Genomic DNA, 20,124 nt, shown 5'->3' on the forward strand with positions numbered 1-20,124 from the left:
GAAGGAATCTCAGATAGGACTGATACCGACGGACTTCCCCTTGTTCCGGTGAAAGCCCCGCAGATCGCGCCCACCCGGGTGGAGTGGGAGCCGGACCGGCCTGCCACGCACACGACGGGAATGATGGGTGCGAAATATACATACATGCTTGTTTGTTTGTAAACCGGTACAATTCAGCCACGTTTCACCCGCACTCGTACCCACACCCATGGCCCGCAAGACCAAAGAGGACACCCAGGCAACCCGGGAAGGCATCCTTGACGCCGCCGAAGCCTGCTTCCATGAACACGGCGTGGCCCGTACCACGCTGGAGATGATCGGTGCCCGCGCCGGCTACACCCGTGGCGCGGTCTACTGGCACTTCAAGAACAAGAGCGAGGTGCTGGCTGCGATCGTCGAGCGCGTGCACCTGCCCTTCATGCAGGAACTGGAGCGCACCTCCACCGACCAGCGCGATACCCCGGTGCACGACCTGCGCGCGGTGATGATCCACTCGTTCATCGAGCTGTCCGAGGACGAGCGCCTGCGCAAGACCATGGAGATCATGCTGCGCAGCGATGCGTCGGCCGATACCAAGGTGCTGACCGAGATGCAGCAGGCCGGATTCCGCGATGCGCTGGACCGGATGGAGCGCGCCCTGCGCCGCGCCCGCGATCTGGGCCAGCTGCGCGAAGGCGCCGACCCCAAGATCGCCGCGCGCATGCTGCACGCCACCGTGCTGGGCGTACTGCATGGCGCGATGGTCGAACCGGAACTGATGGACCTCAAGCGCGACGGCATGCTCGCGCTGGACATGACCCTGGCCGCCTACGTGAAGGACGGTGTGTTCGTTCCCGGAACGGTGCCCGAGCCGCTGCCGGAAGCATGAGCGGCATTGCTGCCGCCACTGCGGCACTGCACGATCTCTACCTGCCCGTAGGGCTGCAGTTGACCGGACCGATCGTGGCGGAAGCGGAAAGCGCAGAGTACGGTGCCTGCCGCTTTGCCCTTGAGGGTCACAGCATCGTGTTCCGCGTCGCGAAGATCACCCCCACCAAGACCGGCCAGTTCGTAACCCTGTGGAAGCGCCCCGCCCCCGGTTCTGATATCGCTCCATTGGATGCAGCCGATGCTGTGCACTTCGTGGTGATCGCGGTCTTCGACGGAACACAGCGCGGGCAGTTCATCTTCAGTCGTGACCTGCTGATCGAGCGCGGCGTGATGTCGCGCGATGGCGAGGGCGGAAAGCGCGCCCTCCGTGTCTATCCGCCGTGGAGCACGCCGACCGCAAAGGACGCGATCCGGACCCGGCAGTGGCAGCTTCGTTGCTTCCTGCCCACCGGTGCTGATGTCTCCGCCTCCACCGGTGATCGATTACGCTCACTGTTGGGTTGAACCCGGCGGACCTTCCCTTTTCTGGACGCATCGTGATGATCCTGGACAACGTGGTGTGGGGCTTCATCGGCTGTGGCAGCGTCACCGAGAAGAAGAGCGGGCCGGCCCTGGCCAACACGCCGGGCTCACGGGTGGCGGCGGTCATGCGCCGCAATGCGGCATTGGCCGAGGATTATGCGCGGCGCCATGCGATTCCCCGCTGGTACGCGGACGCCGATGCACTCATCGCCGATCCGGAGGTGAACGCGGTGTACGTCGCAACACCGCCCTCCACGCACATGCAGTACGCATTGCAGGCGATTGCCGCGGGCAAGCCGGTCTATATCGAAAAGCCGATGGCCGTGGACCACGGCGAGTGCCAGCGCATCATTGAAGCCAGCGCCCGCAGCGGCGTGCCGGTGTTCGTGGCCTACTACCGCCGCGCCCTGCCCCGCTTCGCACAGGTGAAGCAGCTGCTGGACAGCGGCGCGATCGGCACGCCGCGCAGCGTGCGCGCGACCCTGCATCGGCCGCATTCGGCGAATGCCGCATCGCCGGACTTCTGGCGGACCAATCCGGCGATCGCCGGCGGCGGGCTGTTCGTCGATCTGGGCTCGCACACCCTGGACCTGCTCGACCATCTGCTGGGGCCGCTGAGCGATGTGCGTGGCCTGGCCAGTTCGTTGACCGGCGCCTACGCCGCCGAGGACAGCGTCTCGATGTGCTTCCGCACCGGGACGGGTGCGCACGGCATCGCGCAATGGAGCTTCTGCGCGTTTCGCCGCCAGGATGAGATCGAGATCACCGGCGACCGTGGGCAGCTGCGCTTTGCCACCTTCGAGGACGTTCCGGTGGAGCTGGAAACCGAAGCCGGCGTGCAGAGGTTCGACATCCCGAACCCGCCATCGATCCAGCAACCGTTGATTGCCTCCCTCGTGGACGAACTGCGCGGCAACGGGCGCTCGCCCTCGAACGGCATCAGCGCCGCCCGCACCAGTGCGGTGATCGACCAGGTGCTGCAGGCCTACCGCACGCGGCAATCGCGCTGACCGCACAAGAAAAGGCCGCCTTGCGGCGGCCTTTTCTGTTGCAGCGAGCGGGGTCAGAGCCCTCGCCACGGAGAGGGATCCGACCCCATCGGGCGTTACAGGATGTAGCGGCTCAGGTCCGGGTCCTGCACCAGCTCACCCAGGTGGGCATCGACGTAGGCGCTGTCGATGGCCAGGGTTTCGCCGTCGCGGTCCGGCGCTTCGTAGCTGAGCGAATCCAGCAGGCGCTCCAGCACCGTATGCAGGCGACGGGCACCGATATTTTCCTGGCGCTCGTTCACCTGGAAGGCGATCTCGGCCAGGCGATCGATGGCGTCGGCGGTGAAGCTGACCTTGACGCCTTCGGTGGCCAGCAGTGCTTCGTACTGCTTGGTCAGCGCGGCCTTCGGCTCGGTCAGGATGCGCACGAAATCCCCCTTGCTCAGCGCACCCAGTTCAACGCGGATCGGAAAGCGGCCCTGCAGCTCCGGAATCAGGTCGCTGGGCTTGGCCAGGTGGAACGCGCCCGAAGCAATGAACAGGATGTGGTCGGTCTTGATCGTGCCGTACTTGGTCGACACGTTGGAGCCTTCCACCAGCGGCAGCAGGTCGCGCTGCACGCCTTCGCGCGACACGTCGCCACCACCCACGTTGTCACCACGCTTGGCAACCTTGTCGATCTCGTCGATGAAGACGATGCCGTGCTGCTCGCAGGCCTCGATCGCGGCGGTGCGGATGTCGTCCTCGTTGACCAGCTTGCCGGCTTCTTCCTCGATCAGCAGCGGACGTGCAGCCTTGATGGTCAGCGTGCGCTTGTGCGCCTTGGCGCCGCCGCCGAGGTTGGCGAACATCGACTTCAGCTGCTGGCCCATTTCCTCCATGCCCGGCGGGGTCATGATGTCCATGCTGACGTTGGCAGCCAGGTCGAGCTCGATCTCACGCTCGTCCAGCTCGCCATTGCGCAGCATCTTGCGGAACTTGATGCGGGTCTCGTTGTCCTGCGCCGACGGTTCGTTGCGCGCAACCTCCGGATCGAAACCGATGCCACCACTGCGGCGCGGCAGCAGCGCATCGAGGATGCGGTCTTCGGCACGCTCTTCGGCCTGGGTACGCACGCGCACCTTGGCCTGCTCGCGGTACAGCTTGACCGCGGTATCGGCGAGGTCGCGGATGATCTGCTCGACGTCCTTGCCGACGTAGCCGACTTCGGTGAAGCGGGTCGCTTCGACCTTCACGAACGGCGCGTTGGCCAGCGTGGCCAGGCGACGTGCGATCTCGGTCTTGCCGACGCCGGTCGGGCCGATCATCAGGATGTTCTTCGGCATCACTTCATTGCGCAGCTCAGGCACCAGCTGCATGCGGCGCCAGCGGTTGCGCAGGGCGATCGCCACGGCGCGCTTGGCGTCGTGCTGGCCGACGATGTGCCGGTCCAGTTCCTGCACGATCTCGCGCGGGGTCATGGTGGCGGAGGAAACTTCGATCTTCGACATGGATGTGCTCACGAATGCGTTGTCGGTCGTGCCGGCCGCTGGCCGGCAACCAGGCACGTGTGTCCGGGCTCATGAGGTTGCCGGCCAGCGGCCAGCACGACCCTCACAGCTCCTCGACCACCACGTTGCGGTTGGTGTAGATGCAGATGTCGCCGGCGATGCCGATCGCTTCGCTGGCGATGGTGCGCGCATCCAGTTCGGTGTGCGCCATCAGTGCGCGCGCGGCCGAGAGTGCGTAGGAACCACCGGAACCGATGGCGATGATGCCGTCCTCCGGCTCGATCACATCACCGGTGCCGCTGATGATCAGCGAGGTTTCCTTGTCGGCCACCGCCAGCAGGGCCTCAAGCTTGCCGAGGCGACGCTCGGTGCGCCAATCCTTGGCCAGCTCGACCGCAGCGCGCTGCAGCTGGCCGTGCTTTTCCAGCTTGGCCTCGAACAGTTCGAACAGGGTGAAGGCATCGGCGGCGGCACCGGCGAAGCCGGCCAGTACCTGGCCGTCACGGCCGAGGCGGCGCACCTTGCGCGCATTGCCCTTCATCACGGTGTGGCCCAGCGTGACCTGGCCGTCGCCGGCAATGGCCACGTGCTCGCCGCGACGGACGCAGACGATGGTGGTGGCGTGGAAAACGTTGGGGTTCTGACTGGGGTCCATGCGGCCTCCGATAGCTGTTCACGGGACATGGGGACAGCGCCGGGTGCGATCAAGCCTGCGCGGATGGCTGCCGTTCAGCGCTTGGTGGCGCCCCATGGGAAGAGGGCGCCCTTTTAACGAGCGCATCGCAATGCGCGCGGACCCCGCCGCCCGAACGTGGAACGCCTGCCGTTCAGCGCTTGGCCTGCGACGGCCGGTCCGGATTCGGCTCGATGCCCCAGGCGAGGTACCAGTCTTCACCCTGCGTCTCGATCGGATGCTGGGTGCGGCCGGAGCCATTGCCGCAGGCCAGCGCGTCGGCCGCGCAGTAGCGGTCGCAGCCCCAGCAGATGCGCTCGGGGTGTCTGGGATGCAACGGTATGGGCTTCGCCATGGCAGCGGTGTCCTCGTGGCCTGCGGCCACGGTGCGCCAGTTGCATCCGACCTGCCCTGATCCAGATCAAGGGCGGGCTATTCAGCCTTGTCGTCCTTGCTGCGGCGCTTGGCGCGCGGATGCGCGGCGTCGTAGACCTTGGCCAGGTGCTGGAAATCGAGGTGGGTGTAGATCTGCGTGGTGGCGATGTCGGCGTGGCCCAGCAGCTCCTGCACACCGCGCAGGTCGCCGGAGGATTCCAGGATGTGGCTGGCGAAACTGTGCCGCAGCATGTGCGGGTGCACGTGCTTGAACAGGCCCTGGCGCTGCGCCAGCTGGCGGATGCGGATCTGCACCGCGCGTTGGCTGATCGGCCCGTTGCGGCCGGGGAACACCGGCGAGGCCGGACCGCCGCCACTTTCCGCACGCCAGGCCTGCAGCGCCTCGCGAGCGGGCCGGCCGAACGGCACCCGACGCTGGCGGTTGCCCTTGCCCAGCACGTTGACCAGGCCACTGTCGAAATCCAGGTCACGCCAGGTCAGCGCGCAGACTTCGCTCAGGCGCAGGCCGGAGGAATAGAACAATTCCAGCAGCGCGCGGTCACGGCGGCCGAGTTCACCTTCCGGCTCCAGCTCAACCAGCTGCACGGCTTCGTCCGCATCAAGCACCTGGGGCAAGCGGCGCGGCGCGCGCGGTGCCTTCAGCGTCGCTGCCGGACTGACCTCGATACGCCCGTGCTTGAGCAGCCAGGCGTAGAAACTGCGGCAGGCCGACAAGCGGCGTTGCAGGCTCTTGGCCGACAGGCCGCGCCGGTGCTCGTCGGCGACGAACTGGCGCACCGCGTCGGCATCCAGTGCCTCCACTGCCATGCCACGCGGCTCGGCCCAGACCGACAGCGCGTCCAGGTCGCGGCGGTAGGCGTCGAGCGTATGGGCCGACATCCGCCGCTCCACCTGCAGGTGCTGCAGGAAGGCCTGTACCGCGCTCATCGTCGACGTGCCCTGCTCAGCCGGGGAAGCGCTTCAGGCCAGTGACCAGCGCGTCGCCCATCATGCGCAGGAACAACGTCCCCATGCCCGGGTAGAAGCGGTTCGGGTCGTGGCTGCCGACCGCGATCAGGCCGACGCCCGGCAGCGGCAGCAGCGCGGTGGTCTGCACTTCTTCGCTGCGCACGCCATACAGCACGGCATTCTTTTCCGGCTGCAGGCGGCCACAGATCGGCTCGCCGTCGTTCAGGCAATCGCGGAACGGGCCCAGCTGCGGATCGTCAGCGGCAATCACCTGCAGCCAGTCGGCCTGCTCCAGCCCGGCCACCGGCGCGTGCACCACCAGCCGCACCAGGTCACCGGCGAAGTCTTCCTGCAGCGATGCGGCCATCGCACGCAGGGTGTCGGCGGCGTTGTCCTGCTTCATCAGCGCAAGGGTCAGCTGGTGCGTGCGCACCGCCAGGCGTTCATTGACCTGGGCTGTCGCGCCCAGATCGGCCAACCGTCGTGCCAGCTCGCGGTTCTTCTCGCGCAGCACTTCCAGCTGGTAGCTGGCCAACGACGCGGTCGGGCCGTCGTCGCGCGGCACCACCAGGGTCAGGGCCAGGTCCGGGAACTGCTTGAGGAAGCCGGGATGACGCCGCAACCAGGCAGCGACTTCATGGGCCCCGAGCTTGTCGACGGTTTCGGTCATGCGATCCACTCCCCTTCGAAGACGAATGCGGTCGGGCCGGCCATCACCACCGGCTGGCCATCGCCCGGCCACTGGATGCGCAGGTCGCCACCGGGCAGGCTGATGCGCGCATCGCGCTGCAGGCGGCCACGCTGCATCAGGGTCACCGCGGCGGCACAGGCACCACTGCCGCAGGCCAGGGTTTCGCCGACGCCGCGCTCGAACACGCGCAGGCGGGCGTGCGCCGGGCTCATCACCTGGGCGAAGCCCACGTTCACCGAGCGCGGGAACGACGCATGCTGCTGCAGCAGCGCACCGACGCGCTCGACCGGTGCAGCATCGATCAGGCCCACTTCGATCACCGCATGCGGGTTGCCCATCGACACCGCGGCGAAGCGTACGCTCTCGCCCTGCAGCGGCAACAGGTATTCCTCGCGCGGGTGCGCAAACCCCATCAGCGGCACGTTGGCCGGCTCGAAGGCGGGCACGCCCATCGTCACCGCAAACTGCCCCTCGCCCAGCACCTTCACTTCATGGCTGGCCAGCGGACTGTCGATGACGAATGCATCGCCCTGCGCACTGCCCTCGCGCACCAGCCAGGCGGCGATGCAGCGCGCGCCGTTGCCGCACTGTTCGGAGTTGGAACCGTCGGCATTCCAGATGCGATACGAGGCCACCGAACCGTCCGCACGCGGCGCCTCGATGGTCAGGATCTGGTCGCAGCCAACGCCGGTGTGGCGGTCGGCCAGGCGCGCGGCCAGCTCGGGCGTGGGCGGCGCACTGCCGTCACGCAGGTCGATCACTACGAAATCATTGCCCGCGCCATGCATCTTGCTGAAGCGCAGGGCCTTGGAACCGGCCTTACTCATTCCCGCTGCCCGCCTTCTTCGCAGGCACCGGCTGGGTGGTCGGTGCGGCCGGGTCCACGGTCGTGGCCGGGGTGCCGCTGCCCTGGGTCTGCGCCGGGGTCGCCTCGGTGGCGGGCTCGGCAGCGGGTTCGACGGTTTCTTCCACCGGCACCGGCTTCTGCGGCAGTACCAGCGGGCCCTTGTTGCCGCAGGCGGCGAGGAGCAGCAGCGAGGCCGCTGCCAGCGGAATCAGGATGGCGTTTCGATGGGGGATCTTCATGCCCCGAGTATAGCCATTGGCGGCTGAGCGGTTCGTGCAGGGGATCGGGTTGCCGGCCAGCGGCCGGCACTCCCGCAGGCGCTCAATCCGCGGGCGGTGGCAGCGGCCGCGTCCACAGCCAGATCGCCACCACGGTCATGCTGCCGATCGAGAACCACTTCACCCAGGCAATCGGCACGCACCACAGCATGATGGCGGCGCACACCGCCATGGTGATCGTGGCCATCCACTTGCCGTAGCGGCTGACCGCACCGTGCGCCTGCCAGTTGGCGATGGCCGGGCCGAAACGCGGATGCTGCAGCAGCCAGTTGTGCAGGCGTTCGGACCCACGTGATGCAGCCCAGGCCGAGATCAGGATGAATACGGTGGTCGGCAGGCCCGGAACGAAGATGCCGACGATGCCGGTGCCGAGGCTGACGTACGCCAGCAGCCACCACGCCCAACGGAAACGCACCACGCGCGGCGGCGTGGCGGTATCGCGGGGTGCAGATGGCTCGGGCAGGCTCATGGCCGCAAGGATACCGGTTCGGGGTGCCCGGCAGCGCCCGGCACCCCTTTGCCGTTACGGCTGGGCGATGCCCAGCTGCTGCAGCACGAACGCGTACGACTCGGACAGTTCGCGGTAGCGCTGGAAGCGCCCCGACTTGCCGCCGTGGCCGGCTTCCATGTTGGTGCGGAACAGGATCGGGTAGTGGCCGGTGTTGTCATCACGCAGCTTGGCCACCCACTTGGCCGGCTCCCAGTACTGCACCTGCGAATCCCACAGGCCGGTGCCCACGAACAGCGCCGGGTAGGCCTGCTGCTTCACGTTGTCGTAGGGCGAGTAGGACAGCATGTAGTCGTAGTACTGCTTCTGCTCCGGGTTGCCCCACTCGTCGTATTCGTTGGTGGTCAGCGGAATGGTCGGGTCGAGCATGGTGGTGACCACGTCGACGAACGGCACCTGCGCCACCATCACCCGGTAATCCTGCGGGGCCTGGTTGGCCACCGCGCCCATCAGCAGGCCACCGGCGCTGCCGCCGGACGCGGCCACGCGATCCTTCGCCGCCCAGCCCTGCGCCACCAGGCCACGGGTGACGTCGACGAAGTCGTTGAAGGTGTTCTGCTTGTGCAGCAGCTTGCCGTTCTCATACCAGTCGCGGCCCATCTCCTGGCCGCCACGGATGTGGGCGATGGCATACACCACGCCACGATCGAGCAGGCTTACCGCAGTCTGGTTGAAGTACGGATCCATCGACATTCCGTAGCTGCCGTAGGCGTACTGGAACAGCGCGCCCTTGCCGTCCTTCTGGTAACCCTTGCGGTAGACCAGCGACACCGGCACCTTCACGCCATCGCGTGCGGTGATCCAGACGCGGTCGGTCTCGTACTTCGAGGCGTCATAGCCGATCACCGGCTGCTGCTTCAGCTGGCGACGCTCGCCGGTGGCGGTGTTCAGCTCGAACACCGTGGTCGGGGTCGTCATCGAGGTGTAGACGTAGCGCAGCCACGGCGTATCGGCCTCGGTGTTGTCGCCCAGGCCCATCGAATACGCCGGCTCATCGGCCTTCACGTAGTCGCTGCGGCCATCCTTGAACAGCAGGCGGATGCGCTCCAGGCCCTCGGAACGTTCGGCAATGGCGGTATACGCATCGAACAGTTCGAAGCCTTCGATGAACACCGCATCGTCGTGCGCGATCCAGTCCTTCCATTGCGCACGCGAGGTCGCATCGGTCGGTGCGGTAACCAGCTTGAAGTTCTTCGCACCGTCGTTGGTGCGGATCACCCAGCGGCCGTCGTAGTGGTCGGCGTCGTACTCGACATCACGCTGGCGCGGCGCCAGCACGGTGAAGGTGGTCGGGTCGCTGGCCGGCGCGTAGCGCTCTTCCGAAGACACGGTGCTGTGCACGCCGATGGTGATGAAGCGATCGTCGCGGGTGCGGCCGATGCCCATGTAGAAGCTGTCGTCCTTCTCTTCATAAACGATGGTGTCGGCGCTGGCCGGGGTGCCCAGCACATGCTTCTTCACGCGCACGGTCAGCAGCGTTTCCGGATCGTTCTCGACGTACAGCACGGTGCGGTTGTCGTCGGCCCAGACCAGGTCGCCGGAACTGCCGGTGATCACATCGGGCAGCACCTGGCCGGTGGCCAGGTCCTTGAAGCGGATCGTGTACTGGCGGCGGCCGACATCGTCATCGGCCCAGGCCAGCAGCTGGTTGTCCTGGCTCACTTCCATCGAGCCGACGCTGAAGTAGCCCTTGCCGGCTGCCATCGCGTTGACGTCCAGCAGGATTTCCTCGGCCGCCTCCATGCTGCCCTTGCGGCGCGCGTGGATCGGGTAGTCCTGGCCGGTCTCGAAGCGGCTGTAGTACCAGTAGCCGCGCTCGCGCGCCGGCACGCTGGAATCGTCCTGCTTGATGCGGCCGACGATCTCCTTGTACAGGGTGTCTTCCAGCGGCTTCAGTGGTGCCAGCAGCTGGTCGGCGTAGGCATTCTCGGCCTGCAGGTAGGCCAGCATCTCCTTGTTCTCGCGCTTGTCGTCGCGCAGCCAGTAATAGTCATCGTTGCGGGTCGCGCCGAACGGCGCCTTGACCACATGCGGATGCTTGGCGGCATCCGGCGGAACGGGCGGCGTGGCGGCGGTAGCAGTCGTGGTCATCAGGCTGGCGAGTAACAGGCAGAGGGTGGATTTCATGAGATAAGGCTCCTTGAGCGGCAATGCAATGGCGTCCTTGTGTCCGAGTCTGGGTCGCGGAAGGACTGCCGGCAACCCTGCCGGTAGTGCCGGCCGCTGGCCGGCAACCTCATGAACTCCGGAATGGGTCGGAATGCCGGCCAGCGGCCGGCACTACCCGAACGCATGCTCCCCGCGCGCGGCGTACCATGGGCACATGAGTACCCTGCCCCACACGCCGGGCTACAGCCGGCGCAGCCATGAAATCGCTCCGTTCCACGTGATGTCCCTGCTGGCCCGCGCGCAGGCGCTGGAACAGGCGGGCCACGATGTGATCCACCTGGAAATCGGCGAACCGGACTTCACTACCGCCGAACCCGTCGTGCGTGCCGGCCAGGCCGCACTGGCCGCCGGCCACACCCGCTACACCGCCGCGCGTGGCCTGCCGGCGCTGCGCCAGGCGATCAGCGGCTTCTACCGCAGCCACTATGGGCTGGATATCGATCCCGAACGCATCCTGGTCACCCCGGGTGGGTCCGGTGCGTTGCTGCTGGCCAGCAGCCTGCTGGTCGATCCCGGCCGCCACTGGCTGCTGGCCGACCCCGGCTACCCCTGCAACCGCCACTTCCTTCGCCTCGTCGAAGGCAGCGCACAACTGGTGCCGGTCGGCCCGGACACCGCCTACCAGCTGACCCCGTCGCTGGTGCAACAGCACTGGAATGCCGACAGCGTCGGCGCGCTGGTCGCGTCCCCAGCCAACCCGACCGGCACCGTGCTGTCCGCCGACGAACTGGCCGCCCTGTCGCAGACCCTGCACGCGCGCGGCGGCCATCTGGTGGTGGACGAGATCTACCACGGCCTCACCTACGGCCTGGACGCGCCCAGCGTGCTGCAGGTGGACGACAGCGCGTTCGTGCTGAACAGCTTCTCCAAGTACTTCGGCATGACCGGCTGGCGGCTGGGCTGGCTGGTGGCACCGCCGTCAGCGGTACCCGATCTGGAGAAGCTGGCGCAGAACCTGTACATCAGCGCGTCGAGCATTGCCCAGCACGCCGCACTGGCCTGCTTCAGCGAGGAATCGATGGCGATCTTCGAACAGCGTCGCGAGGCGTTCCGACAGCGCCGTGACTTCCTGCTGCCCGCGTTGCGTGAGCTTGGCTTCCGCATTGAAGTCGAGCCGCAGGGCGCGTTCTACCTGTACGCCGATGTCAGCGCGTTCACCGACGACGCGCAGGCGTTCTGCGCGCACTTCCTGGAAACCGAGCACGTGGCGTTCACCCCCGGCCTGGACTTCGGCTTCCACCGCGCCAACCAGCATGTGCGGCTGGCGTACACCCAGGAAGTACCGCGGCTGCAGGAAGCCGTGGCACGGATCGCGCGTGGGTTGAAGCGCTGGAGCGGCTGATCGTCCGCGCGAACGGCATCCACGCATGGCGTGGATCTACTGTTCCAGCGCACGGTACATAGGTAGATCCACGCCATGCGTGACGTTCATGGGTAGATCCACGCCATGCGTGGATATGTGGCCCCAAAGAAAAACGCCGCCCTGGGGCGGCGTTTTCCGTTCTGCTTATTTGCCGCCCAACCGCTCCCACAGGAAGCTGTAGGCCAGCGCGGACATATGCGCGGCCTGCGCGTTGTTGGCTGCGCCGCCGTGGCCACCTTCGATGTTCTCGTAGTAGGTCACGTCCTTGCCGGCGTCGATCATCTTCGCCGCCATCTTGCGGGCGTGGCCCGGGTGCACGCGGTCATCGCGGGTGGAGGTGGTGAACAGCACCGGCGGGTAGTTCTTCTTCGCGTTGAACAGGTGGTACGGCGAGAAGGTCTTGATGAACTCCCAGTCGCTGGTATCCGGGTTGCCGTACTCGGCCATCCACGAGGCGCCGGCCAACAGGTGGCTGTAGCGCTTCATGTCCAGCAGCGGCACCTGCACCACCACCGCACCGAACAGTTCCGGGTACTGGGTCAGCATGTTGCCGGTCAGCAGGCCACCGTTGCTGCCGCCCTGCACGCCCAGGTGCTTGGCGGAGGTGATCTTGCGCTTCACCAGGTCCCGTGCCACCGCGGCCATGTCTTCATAGGCCTTGTGGCGGTTCTGCTTCAGCGCCGCCTGGTGCCAGCGCGGGCCGTACTCGCCGCCGCCACGGATGTTGGCGACCACGTACACGCCGCCCTTCTCCAGCCAGGCGCGACCCATGCCACCGGAATAGCTCGGGGTCAGCGAGATCTCGAAACCACCGTAGCCGTACAGCAGGGTCGGATTGGAGCCATCGAGCTTCATCGCCCTGTCGTGCACCACGAAGTACGGCACGCGGGTGCCGTCCTTGCTGGTGGCGAAGTGCTGCTCGATCACCTTGCCCTTGGCATCGAAGAAGGCCGGCATGGTCTTCAGCGTTTCCGGTGCCTGGCCGATCTCGGCCAAGGCCAGCGTGGTCGGGGTCAGGTAGTCAGTGGCGGTCAGCCACACCGCGTCGCTGTCATTGCTGTCCACTGCAGCCACGCCCAGCGTGCCGAAGGCCGGCGCGCCGACGAAGCGGCTGGTCTGCCAGCCAGTGGCGCCCGGGGTCAGCACCGACAGGCGGTTCTTGACGTCGTCCAGCACGTTCAGCACCAGGTGGCTTTTGGTCCAGGTGGCGCTGGCCAGCGAGGTGGTCGCGGTCGGGGTGAACAGCACCTCGAAGTCGCGCTTGCCGGCCAGGAAGTCGTCCAGCTTCGTCGCCAGCAGCGAACCGGACGCGTACGTCTTGCCGCCCACGGTCCACGGATCGCGCAGTTCCAGGGTCAGCCACTGCTTGTGCAGGCCCTTCTCGGCCGAGTTCGGCGCGTCGATCTTGGTCAGCGTGCCGTCGTCGCCACGCAGGTAGAGTTCGTTGTTGTAGAACGCCAGCGTGCGGCTGACCAGGTTGCGCTCGAAGCCCGGAGTGTCATCGTGCATCGCCGCGATGTACATGTCTTCCGGCTTGCCTTCGTACACCACGGTGGCCGAGGCCATCGGCGTGCCACGCTTCCACAGCTTGGCCACGCGCGGATAACCGGACGTGGTCATCGAGCCGGCACCGAAGTCGGTGTAGACGAACACGGTGTCGCGGTCGACCCAGTTGAGGCCACCCTTCGACTCCGGACGGAAGAAGCCGTCCTTGATCCAGGTCTTGTTGGCCAGGTCGAACTCCCGGGTGACGTCGGCGTCGGCGCCGCCGCGCGACAGCGCGATCAGGCAGCGGCTGTAATCCGGGCGCAGGCAATCGGCGCCGTGCCAGACCCAGTTCTCACCCTCGGCCTTGTTCAATGCATCCAGGTCGAGCACGGTCTCCCACTGCGGCGAGGCCTTGCGGTACTCGGCCAGGGTGGTGCGGCGCCACAGGCCGCGCTCGTGCTGCTGATCCTTCCAGAAGTTGTAGTAGTAGTCGCCGATCTTCTGCACGCCGGGAATCTTGGCATCGGAGTCGAGCACCTCGCGGATGCTGGTCTCCATCTGCTTGAAGGCCGGGGTCTGCGCCAGGCGCGCCTCGGACTTGGCATTCTGTTCCTTGACCCAGGACAGCGGCTTGTCGCCGGTGACGTCCTCCAGCCAGGCGTAGCGATCGGTGTCTTCAGCGGCCACGGCGGTCCCCACCGAGGCAGCGGTCATCATGCCGGCCAACAGGCAGGCGGAAGCGAGTCGTGACATTGCAGCTCCAGGCAGTCATAAGCCGTGGAACGCTAGCACGGAATGTCGCAGCCTCCCCCGTGTCGAAGGTCAGGCCGTGGCCGCCGGACTGCGCCTGCCGCGTGCGGCGGGAGCCGGCCGACGGCGCGCCTGTCCACCGGTACGCCGCGCCAGCCGCCGCCATGACAGGCGCGGCAGCGGAAAGCGCAGCAGCGCCCACCAGGCCGCGAGCGGCATGCCCACCAGCCACATCGGCAGCCAGCCCAACCACGCGTTGCTGCCACGTGCCGCCGGCCAGACCAGTACCAGCGCCAGCCCGGCCAGGGCCAGCTGCCGCACGCCGCGCAGCAGGCGCGGGTCGGCGCGTTCGATGACGCGTTCAGTTGCAGGACGACGGACGGAACGAGCGTTCATGGGGCTTCTCCGGTAGACAATGCAACACAGCTTGGGCAAGCCCCTTCTCACAGGATGCGACACCATTGACGGATCGCGTGCACACAGTCGACCATGCGCGTGCAAGCCCACTGGAGCCCGCTCCCGCATGACTTCGATCCGCCCGTTCTGCGCCGTGCTGCTGGCTCTGTCCCTGGCAGGTCCTGCCATGGCCGCCAGTGAGCCGCCGTCGCCCCGCGCCAGCGCCACCGACGCGGCCGACCCGGGGGCGCCGATCGACCTGAAGCGCTTCATGGGCACCTGGTATGTGATCGGCCGCGTGCCGAACTTCATCGAACGCGGGCATGTCGCCAGCGTCAACGAGTACGAGCTGCGCGACGAGCACAAGGTCGGCATCACCTACCGCTACCGTGATGGCTTCGGCGAACCGCTGCAGGAAATACGCGCACGTGCCAGCGTCGATCCCGACAGCGGCAACCATGGCTGGCGAACCTGGTTCTATCGCGTGGTGCCAACCCATTCGCGGGTACTGGAAGTCGCCCCGGACTATTCATGGGCACTGATCGGCTATCCGGGCCGCGAGATGGCCTGGATCTTCGCGCGCAAGCCGGACATGGACAAAGCCCTGTACAAGGAGCTGGCCGAGCGCCTGCGCGACGAGTACGGCGTGAACACCGACAAGCTCAAGCGCGTGCCGCAGCATCCGGAACAGGTCGGCAAGCTGGGCTACGAAGTGCCGAATGCGCGTTGATCGGGTCGTGGGATTGCCGGCCAGCGGCCGGCACTACCCGAGCGATGCCGGGCGCCGCCCGGCGCCCCGTTACTTGCGGCTGTAATGCGCGACCAGGCGGTCGCCGAGCATCTGCAGCAGCTGCACCAGCACCAGCAGCAGGACCACGGTAACCAGGGCCACGTCGGTGTGCGAACGCTGGTAGCCATCGCGGAACGCCAGGTCACCAAGGCCGCCGGAACCGATCGCACCGCCCATCGCGGTGAAGCCGATCAGGGCCACGGTGGTGACCGTCGCACCGGCAATCAGGCCAGGACGCGCTTCCGGCAGCAGCACGCGGGTGACCAGCTGCCAGGTGGTGGCGCCCATCGCCTGGGTCGCCTCGATCACGCCACGGTCCACTTCGCGCAGCGCGGTCTCGACCAGGCGCGCGTAGAACGGCGCTGCGCCGATCACCAGTGGCACGATCGCGCCGCGCACGCCCAGCGACGTCCCCATCAGGAACAGCGTGACCGGAATCAGCACGATCATCAGGATGATGAAGGGCACCGAGCGCAGCAGGTTCACCACCAGCGCCAGCACGCCATAGGCAAACGGCCGGCGCTTCATCTGCGGCGCACCGAACAGGTACAGCAGCACGCCCAGCGGCAGGCCGATGGCCAGGGTCAGCGGCAGCGAACCGAGCAGCATCAGCAGGGTGTCGATGGTGGCCTGGCCGATGTCGGCCCACTTGCCCGCATCCAGGTGGCGGAAGAAACCGCCGGCAGTGGCGATGATCATCGACGCAGCTCCTCGACATGCACGCCGGCAGCCACGAAGGCGGCCTGCGCGGCGGACTGGTCACCGCCCACCAGGGCGACCACCAGCTGGCCATAGGGGGTGTCCTTGATCCGGTCGATACGGCCGGACAGGATGTTGTAGTCGACCCCGGTCTGGCGCGCGACGCTGCCGAGCAGGGGTTCGTAGGTGTCGCCACCGAGGAAGGTCAGGCGCACGATGCGCCCGCCCACCACGTCGAAATCGCGGTGCAACGACCCTTCGTCCACGTGCTCCGATTCGCTGACGAAACGACGCGTGGTCGGGTGCTGCGGGTGCAGGAAGACCCGGGTGACCGGTCCGGTCTCGACCATCTGGCCGGCATCGAGCACGGCAACGCGGTCGCAGACACGGCGGATCACGTCCATCTCGTGGGTGATCAGCACGATGGTCAGGCCCAGCTCGCGGTTGATCTTCGACAGCAGCGACAACACCGAGGCCGTGGTCTGCGGATCCAGCGCGCTGGTGGCCTCATCGCACAGCAGGATCTGCGGGCGGGTCGCCAGCGCACGGGCGATGCCGACACGCTGCTTCTGGCCACCGGACAGCTGCGCCGGATACTTCTGCGCGTGCGCTTCCAGGCCCACGGTCTGCAACAGCTCGGCCACGCGCGCGTCGATCTCCGCCTTCGGCGTGCCGGCCAGCTCCAGCGGGAAGGCGACATTCCCGGCCACCGTGCGCGACGACAGCAGGTTGAAGTGCTGGAAGATCATGCCGATGCGCCGGCGCAGCGTGCGCAGGCCGTCCGCGTCCAGTGCGGTGACATCCTCGCCACCGATCAGCAGCCGGCCGCCGCTGGGTTCTTCCAGGCGGTTGATCATGCGGATCAGGGTCGACTTGCCAGCGCCGGAATGGCCGATGATGCCGAATACCTCACCGGCCTCGATGGTCAGGTCCAGCGGTTGCAGCGCGCTGACTTCGCGGCCGGCAACGGCATAGGATTTGTGCAGGCGCTGGAACTCGATCACGGGCGTGGCTCACCGGCTGGGTGACGGAAGGGGGCGTGCAGCCTACCAGCGCAGGCGGTCGCGCGCCCGCGCCATGGGCCAGAATGTTATTCCTTTTGGTTCTAAGCCGCCCGCACCGGCGCGTTGGCTGGGGTCAGAGCCCCTGCGGGGATCCGACCCCGGGGTCGGATCCCCGCAGGGGCTCTGACCCCATTCCCTGGCCCAACCGACTCAGGGATGATCCAGCGGCTTCGGCGGTTCCTGCCGGTTCACCCGCTCGCGGTGCAGCAGGTACAGGCCAGAGGCGACGATGATCGCCGCGCCCACCCAGGTATAGCCATCGGGCAGCTGGCCCCAGAAGGCCAGGTCCCAGCCGATCACCCAGACCAGCCCGCTGTACTCCAAGGGCGCGATCATCGAAGCCTCGCCCAGCTGGAACGCCTTGGTCAGGGCGATCTGGCCCAGCGCCCCGGCCAGGCCCATGCCGGCGATCAGCGGCGCATGCGCCAGCTGCAGCGGCACCCAGCCGGGAAGGGACAGCAGGCCGGCGCCGATGGCCATGATCACCAGGAACCAGACCACCATCGACTGCGAGGTATCGGTGCGGGTCAGCAGGCTGACCGTGATCGCCGCCACGGCATAGGCAGTGGCCGCGGCCAGCACCATCAGGCCGGGCACCGAGATGAAACCGTCCACGCCCGGCCGCAGCACCACCAGCACGCCGACCAGGCCAATGCCGATGGCGACCCAGCGCCGCGGCCCGACCCGTTCGCCCAGCAGCGGCACCGACAGTGCGGCGATCAGCAGCGGGGCGACGAAATAGATGGTGTAGGCGGTGGACAGCGGCAGGTCGCGCAGGGCGAACACGAAGCAGCCGATCATCGCCATGCCCAGCGCGCCACGCAGCAGGTGCAGGCCCCAGCGACGCGGCACCAGCGAGCGCGGCCCGGCGCTGGCCAGCACCCAGACCAGCACGAACGGCAACGAGGCCGCGCCGCGCAGGAAGGTCACTTCCAGCGTCGGATAGCTGGCCGACAGCTGCTTCATGCCAGCGTCCATCAGCGAGAAACAGGCGACTGCCGCGACCATCCAGGCCACCGCACGCGAGGGGGAGCGTTGCACGTTCATGGCCCATTATCGCCGACCACACCGGATTGTAGAGTCGAGCTTGCTCGACTGCCGCCCTTCTGTAGAGTCGAGCCATGCTCGACTGTTCTTCACACAGCGGTCGAGCATGGCTCGACTCTACAGAAGGCAGTCATGCGGGCCCTCGCGATAGAATGGCCACCACTGAATCCTGCGGAGCATCGCCCATGCCTTCCTTCGACGTCGTGTCCGAAGTCGACACCCACGAGCTGACCAACGCCATCGACCAGGCCAACCGCGAACTGAGCACCCGCTTCGACTTCAAGGGCGTGGACGCCAAGTTCGAGCGCGACGGCGATGTGATCAACCAGACCGCGCCGACCGAGTTCCAGCTCAAGCAGATGAACGACATCCTGCGCGCACGCCTGGCCGCACGCGGCATCGACGTGCTCAGCCTGGAGTTCGGCGACATCGAGACCAACCTGGCCCAAGCCCGGCAGAAGATCACCGTCAAGCAGGGGATCGAGCAGAAGATCGCCAAGAAGATCGCCGCAGCGCTGAAGGATGCCAAGCTGAAAGTGGAAAGCCAGATCAACGGCGACAAGCTGCGCGTGCAGGGCAAGAAGCGCGACGACCTGCAGGACGCCATCGCCGTGCTCAAGGCCGGCAAGTTCGAGCTGCCGCTGCAGTTCAACAACTTCCGCGACTGAGGCATCCGCCGGGCATGGCCCGGCGCTGCCAGCGGCAGGTACGACGGCGCGTTGCCAGCGACGCGCCTACAATGGCGGCCCCGCCAGCCGACGTGCCCGCCATGACCGATTCCCACCTGCCCACCGATGATCCGATCGCCGCCACCCGCCTGTGGCTGGAGCGCATCGTCATCGGCCTGAACCTGTGCCCGTTCGCCAAGGCGGTGTATGTGAAGGACCAGGTCCGCATCGTGCTCAGCGATGCGACCACGCCGGAAGCCCTGGTTGAGCAGCTGGCCGAGGAACTGGTGCTGCTGCGCGATACGCCGGCCGAGCAGATCGATACCACGCTGATCGTGCATCCGCAGGTGCTGACCGACTTCCTCGACTACAACGATTTCCTCGACAACGCCGACGCGGCGATCGAGGCGCTGGACCTGCAGGGCATCCTGCAGGTGGCCAGCTTCCACCCGGACTACCAGTTCGACGGCGTGGCAGCGGACGACGCCAGCAACTACACCAATCGCGCGCCCTTCCCCACCCTGCACCTGCTGCGCGAAGACAGCGTGGCGCGCGCGGTGGATGTCTATCCGGACCCGGACGTGATCGTCGAGCGCAACATCCAGACCCTGGACCGCATCGGCGTGGACGGCTGGCATCGCCGCCTGCGTGGCGAAGACCTGACGTGAGCACGGTGCCGCCGATTGCCGCATGGCCGGCCGCGCCGCTGTCGGGCAAGGTGGTGCTGGTCACCGGCGGCGCCAACGGCATCGGCCGTGGCATCGCCCAGGCCGTGCTCGGTGCCGGCGGACGCGTGCTGATCGGCGACCTGGACGTGGAGGCCGGCGATGCGTGTCTGGCGGAATGGCAGCGCGGTGACGACGCCGCATTCCAGCGCCTGGACATCACCGACGAAGCCAGCGTGCGCGACTTCATCGCCGTCGCCTTGCAGCGTTTCGGCCGCATCGACGGGCTGGTCAACAACGCGGGCATCGCCGGACCGCATGGCACGCTGCTGCAGGACATGGACTGGCACGAGTGGCAGCGTCGCCTGTCCTCGCTGCACGGTGCCTTTCTGTGCAGCAAGCATGCACTACCGGCACTGACGGCCAGTGCTGCCGGCGCGATCATCAACATCGCCTCGACCCGCGCCTGGCAATCCGAAGCGCACAGCGAGGCCTACGCTGCGGCCAAAGGTGGGCTGGTGGCGTTCACCCATGCACTGGCGATCAGTGCCGGCCCAGCGGTGCGGGTCAACAGCATCAGTCCGGGCTGGATCGGCACCACCGCCTGGCAGGCCCCCTCGCGCCGACACGCGCCGGAGTACTCGGCCATCGACCAGGCGCAGCACCCGGTCGGCCGGGTCGGCCGTCCCGAGGACATCGGCGCGCTGGCGGTGTACCTGCTGTCATCACTGTCCGGTTTCAGCACCGGCCAGGATTTCATCGTCGACGGCGGCATGACCCGGAAGATGATCTACGCCGAATAGAAAAAGGGGA

At 67.1% G+C, this 20,124-nt stretch carries 22 protein-coding genes; 8 read left to right on the forward strand and 14 right to left on the reverse strand.

The window, feature by feature from the left end; translation table 11 throughout:
* The first annotated feature begins 208 nt into the window (after nt 1-208).
* Genes smeT through AB1281_RS16945 form a run of 3 tightly spaced genes read left to right on the forward strand, consistent with a single transcriptional unit; the run spans nt 209 to nt 2,402 of the window.
* Nucleotides 209-868: an efflux transporter SmeDEF transcriptional repressor SmeT gene (gene smeT / locus AB1281_RS16935; RefSeq protein WP_005419430.1), complete on the forward strand. Its 660-nt coding sequence runs from the start codon at nt 209-211 to the stop codon at nt 866-868.
* Nucleotides 865-1,374, forward strand: coding sequence for a MepB family protein (locus AB1281_RS16940; protein ID WP_430346464.1), 510 nt, complete (start codon nt 865-867; stop codon nt 1,372-1,374). The genes smeT and AB1281_RS16940 overlap by 4 nt, the downstream gene beginning before the upstream one ends.
* A gap of 35 nt (nt 1,375-1,409) precedes the next feature.
* Nucleotides 1,410-2,402, forward strand: a complete 993-nt coding sequence (locus tag AB1281_RS16945; protein WP_430346465.1) for a Gfo/Idh/MocA family protein — start codon at nt 1,410-1,412, stop codon at nt 2,400-2,402.
* A 95-nt stretch (nt 2,403-2,497) separates the two neighbouring features.
* Here AB1281_RS16945 and hslU read toward each other — a convergent pair whose 3' ends face one another.
* From hslU to AB1281_RS16990, 9 genes are all read right to left on the reverse strand, one after another.
* Nucleotides 2,498-3,871, reverse strand: coding sequence for an ATP-dependent protease ATPase subunit HslU (gene hslU, locus AB1281_RS16950; protein ID WP_014038532.1), 1,374 nt, complete (start codon nt 3,869-3,871; stop codon nt 2,498-2,500).
* A 103-nt stretch (nt 3,872-3,974) separates the two neighbouring features.
* Complete coding sequence (hslV, locus tag AB1281_RS16955) at nt 3,975-4,526, reverse strand: ATP-dependent protease subunit HslV (RefSeq protein WP_005411093.1); 552 nt, start codon at nt 4,524-4,526, stop codon at nt 3,975-3,977.
* Nucleotides 4,527-4,698: 172 nt separating this feature from the next.
* Nucleotides 4,699-4,899: a DUF3079 domain-containing protein gene (locus tag AB1281_RS16960; RefSeq protein ID WP_049421394.1), complete on the reverse strand. Its 201-nt coding sequence runs from the start codon at nt 4,897-4,899 to the stop codon at nt 4,699-4,701.
* A gap of 77 nt (nt 4,900-4,976) precedes the next feature.
* Entirely contained in the window at nt 4,977-5,867 is an 891-nt protein-coding gene (xerC, locus tag AB1281_RS16965) for a tyrosine recombinase XerC (protein WP_014038533.1), read from the reverse strand.
* A gap of 16 nt (nt 5,868-5,883) precedes the next feature.
* A complete protein-coding gene (locus AB1281_RS16970; protein ID WP_049443709.1) occupies nt 5,884-6,558 on the reverse strand; it encodes a DUF484 family protein in 675 nt (224 codons plus the stop codon).
* Nucleotides 6,555-7,406: a diaminopimelate epimerase gene (dapF, locus tag AB1281_RS16975; RefSeq protein ID WP_075676208.1), complete on the reverse strand. Its 852-nt coding sequence runs from the start codon at nt 7,404-7,406 to the stop codon at nt 6,555-6,557. Before dapF ends, AB1281_RS16970 begins: the two co-directional genes overlap by 4 nt.
* Nucleotides 7,399-7,665: an LPS translocon maturation chaperone LptM gene (gene lptM, locus AB1281_RS16980; RefSeq protein WP_430346466.1), complete on the reverse strand. Its 267-nt coding sequence runs from the start codon at nt 7,663-7,665 to the stop codon at nt 7,399-7,401. Before lptM ends, dapF begins: the two co-directional genes overlap by 8 nt.
* A gap of 82 nt (nt 7,666-7,747) precedes the next feature.
* Nucleotides 7,748-8,173: a YbaN family protein gene (locus AB1281_RS16985; RefSeq protein ID WP_087923676.1), complete on the reverse strand. Its 426-nt coding sequence runs from the start codon at nt 8,171-8,173 to the stop codon at nt 7,748-7,750.
* A 54-nt stretch (nt 8,174-8,227) separates the two neighbouring features.
* The gene (locus tag AB1281_RS16990; protein ID WP_430346467.1) at nt 8,228-10,339 is read right to left on the reverse strand and encodes a S9 family peptidase; all 2,112 of its coding nucleotides are present in this window, start codon (nt 10,337-10,339) and stop codon (nt 8,228-8,230) included.
* 196 nt (nt 10,340-10,535) lie between these two features.
* Between AB1281_RS16990 and AB1281_RS16995 the strand changes: the two genes are divergently transcribed.
* Complete coding sequence (locus AB1281_RS16995) at nt 10,536-11,723, forward strand: pyridoxal phosphate-dependent aminotransferase (RefSeq protein WP_430346468.1); 1,188 nt, start codon at nt 10,536-10,538, stop codon at nt 11,721-11,723.
* A 165-nt stretch (nt 11,724-11,888) separates the two neighbouring features.
* Here AB1281_RS16995 and AB1281_RS17000 read toward each other — a convergent pair whose 3' ends face one another.
* Nucleotides 11,889-13,985: a prolyl oligopeptidase family serine peptidase gene (locus AB1281_RS17000; RefSeq protein WP_430346469.1), complete on the reverse strand. Its 2,097-nt coding sequence runs from the start codon at nt 13,983-13,985 to the stop codon at nt 11,889-11,891.
* A 69-nt stretch (nt 13,986-14,054) separates the two neighbouring features.
* Nucleotides 14,055-14,378 carry a hypothetical protein gene (locus tag AB1281_RS17005; protein ID WP_164116866.1) on the reverse strand — a complete coding sequence of 108 codons (324 nt, stop codon included), beginning with the start codon at nt 14,376-14,378 and terminating at the stop codon, nt 14,055-14,057.
* Nucleotides 14,379-14,505: 127 nt separating this feature from the next.
* Here AB1281_RS17005 and AB1281_RS17010 point away from each other — a divergent pair, with 127 nt between their 5' ends.
* The gene (locus AB1281_RS17010; protein WP_014038542.1) at nt 14,506-15,108 is read left to right on the forward strand and encodes a lipocalin family protein; all 603 of its coding nucleotides are present in this window, start codon (nt 14,506-14,508) and stop codon (nt 15,106-15,108) included.
* 69 nt (nt 15,109-15,177) lie between these two features.
* Here AB1281_RS17010 and AB1281_RS17015 read toward each other — a convergent pair whose 3' ends face one another.
* The 3 genes from AB1281_RS17015 to AB1281_RS17025 all read right to left on the reverse strand — a co-directional run bounded on the left by AB1281_RS17015 (nt 15,178) and on the right by AB1281_RS17025 (nt 17,978).
* Nucleotides 15,178-15,867 (reverse strand): methionine ABC transporter permease, encoded by a 690-nt coding sequence (locus AB1281_RS17015; RefSeq protein WP_014038544.1) that lies wholly within the window; start codon nt 15,865-15,867, stop codon nt 15,178-15,180.
* Complete coding sequence (locus tag AB1281_RS17020; RefSeq protein ID WP_430346470.1) at nt 15,864-16,871, reverse strand: methionine ABC transporter ATP-binding protein; 1,008 nt, start codon at nt 16,869-16,871, stop codon at nt 15,864-15,866. The genes AB1281_RS17015 and AB1281_RS17020 overlap by 4 nt, the downstream gene beginning before the upstream one ends.
* 210 nt (nt 16,872-17,081) lie before the next feature.
* Nucleotides 17,082-17,978 (reverse strand): DMT family transporter, encoded by an 897-nt coding sequence (locus AB1281_RS17025; protein WP_049444938.1) that lies wholly within the window; start codon nt 17,976-17,978, stop codon nt 17,082-17,084.
* Nucleotides 17,979-18,163: 185 nt separating this feature from the next.
* Here AB1281_RS17025 and AB1281_RS17030 point away from each other — a divergent pair, with 185 nt between their 5' ends.
* The 3 genes from AB1281_RS17030 (at nt 18,164) to AB1281_RS17040 (ending at nt 20,114) form a co-directional block, all read left to right on the forward strand.
* Nucleotides 18,164-18,646, forward strand: a complete 483-nt coding sequence (locus tag AB1281_RS17030) for a YajQ family cyclic di-GMP-binding protein (RefSeq protein WP_014038547.1) — start codon at nt 18,164-18,166, stop codon at nt 18,644-18,646.
* A gap of 101 nt (nt 18,647-18,747) precedes the next feature.
* Nucleotides 18,748-19,314: a DUF1415 domain-containing protein gene (locus tag AB1281_RS17035; RefSeq protein WP_032129027.1), complete on the forward strand. Its 567-nt coding sequence runs from the start codon at nt 18,748-18,750 to the stop codon at nt 19,312-19,314.
* On the forward strand, nt 19,311-20,114 hold the full coding sequence (locus tag AB1281_RS17040) for an SDR family oxidoreductase (protein WP_430346471.1): 804 nt from the start codon (nt 19,311-19,313) through the stop codon (nt 20,112-20,114). The genes AB1281_RS17035 and AB1281_RS17040 overlap by 4 nt, the downstream gene beginning before the upstream one ends.
* The last annotated feature ends 10 nt before the right edge of the window (nt 20,115-20,124 follow it).

It is taken from the genome of Stenotrophomonas sp. NRRL B-14846, from assembly GCF_050473585.1.
Lineage (GTDB): Bacteria > Pseudomonadota > Gammaproteobacteria > Xanthomonadales > Xanthomonadaceae > Stenotrophomonas.

Excerpts from the sequence above, each read along its gene's own strand:
- AB1281_RS16960 (WP_049421394.1), bottom strand. The coding sequence starts at position 4,899 with ATGGCGAAGCCCATACCGTTGCATCCCAGACACCCCGAGCGCATCTGC.
- AB1281_RS16990 (WP_430346467.1), bottom strand. The coding sequence starts at position 10,339 with ATGAAATCCACCCTCTGCCTGTTACTCGCCAGCCTGATGACCACGACT.
- AB1281_RS16945 (WP_430346465.1), top strand. The coding sequence starts at position 1,410 with ATGATCCTGGACAACGTGGTGTGGGGCTTCATCGGCTGTGGCAGCGTC.
- AB1281_RS16940 (WP_430346464.1), top strand. The coding sequence starts at position 865 with ATGAGCGGCATTGCTGCCGCCACTGCGGCACTGCACGATCTCTACCTG.
- dapF (WP_075676208.1), bottom strand. The coding sequence starts at position 7,406 with ATGAGTAAGGCCGGTTCCAAGGCCCTGCGCTTCAGCAAGATGCATGGC.
- AB1281_RS16995 (WP_430346468.1), top strand. The coding sequence starts at position 10,536 with ATGAGTACCCTGCCCCACACGCCGGGCTACAGCCGGCGCAGCCATGAA.
- AB1281_RS17010 (WP_014038542.1), top strand. The coding sequence starts at position 14,506 with ATGACTTCGATCCGCCCGTTCTGCGCCGTGCTGCTGGCTCTGTCCCTG.
- hslV (WP_005411093.1), bottom strand. The coding sequence starts at position 4,526 with ATGGACCCCAGTCAGAACCCCAACGTTTTCCACGCCACCACCATCGTC.
- AB1281_RS17030 (WP_014038547.1), top strand. The coding sequence starts at position 18,164 with ATGCCTTCCTTCGACGTCGTGTCCGAAGTCGACACCCACGAGCTGACC.
- AB1281_RS17035 (WP_032129027.1), top strand. The coding sequence starts at position 18,748 with ATGACCGATTCCCACCTGCCCACCGATGATCCGATCGCCGCCACCCGC.
- AB1281_RS17025 (WP_049444938.1), bottom strand. The coding sequence starts at position 17,978 with ATGAACGTGCAACGCTCCCCCTCGCGTGCGGTGGCCTGGATGGTCGCG.
- AB1281_RS17005 (WP_164116866.1), bottom strand. The coding sequence starts at position 14,378 with ATGAACGCTCGTTCCGTCCGTCGTCCTGCAACTGAACGCGTCATCGAA.
- xerC (WP_014038533.1), bottom strand. The coding sequence starts at position 5,867 with ATGAGCGCGGTACAGGCCTTCCTGCAGCACCTGCAGGTGGAGCGGCGG.
- lptM (WP_430346466.1), bottom strand. The coding sequence starts at position 7,665 with ATGAAGATCCCCCATCGAAACGCCATCCTGATTCCGCTGGCAGCGGCC.
- smeT (WP_005419430.1), top strand. The coding sequence starts at position 209 with ATGGCCCGCAAGACCAAAGAGGACACCCAGGCAACCCGGGAAGGCATC.
- hslU (WP_014038532.1), bottom strand. The coding sequence starts at position 3,871 with ATGTCGAAGATCGAAGTTTCCTCCGCCACCATGACCCCGCGCGAGATC.
- AB1281_RS16970 (WP_049443709.1), bottom strand. The coding sequence starts at position 6,558 with ATGACCGAAACCGTCGACAAGCTCGGGGCCCATGAAGTCGCTGCCTGG.
- AB1281_RS17000 (WP_430346469.1), bottom strand. The coding sequence starts at position 13,985 with ATGTCACGACTCGCTTCCGCCTGCCTGTTGGCCGGCATGATGACCGCT.
- AB1281_RS16985 (WP_087923676.1), bottom strand. The coding sequence starts at position 8,173 with ATGAGCCTGCCCGAGCCATCTGCACCCCGCGATACCGCCACGCCGCCG.
- AB1281_RS17015 (WP_014038544.1), bottom strand. The coding sequence starts at position 15,867 with ATGATCATCGCCACTGCCGGCGGTTTCTTCCGCCACCTGGATGCGGGC.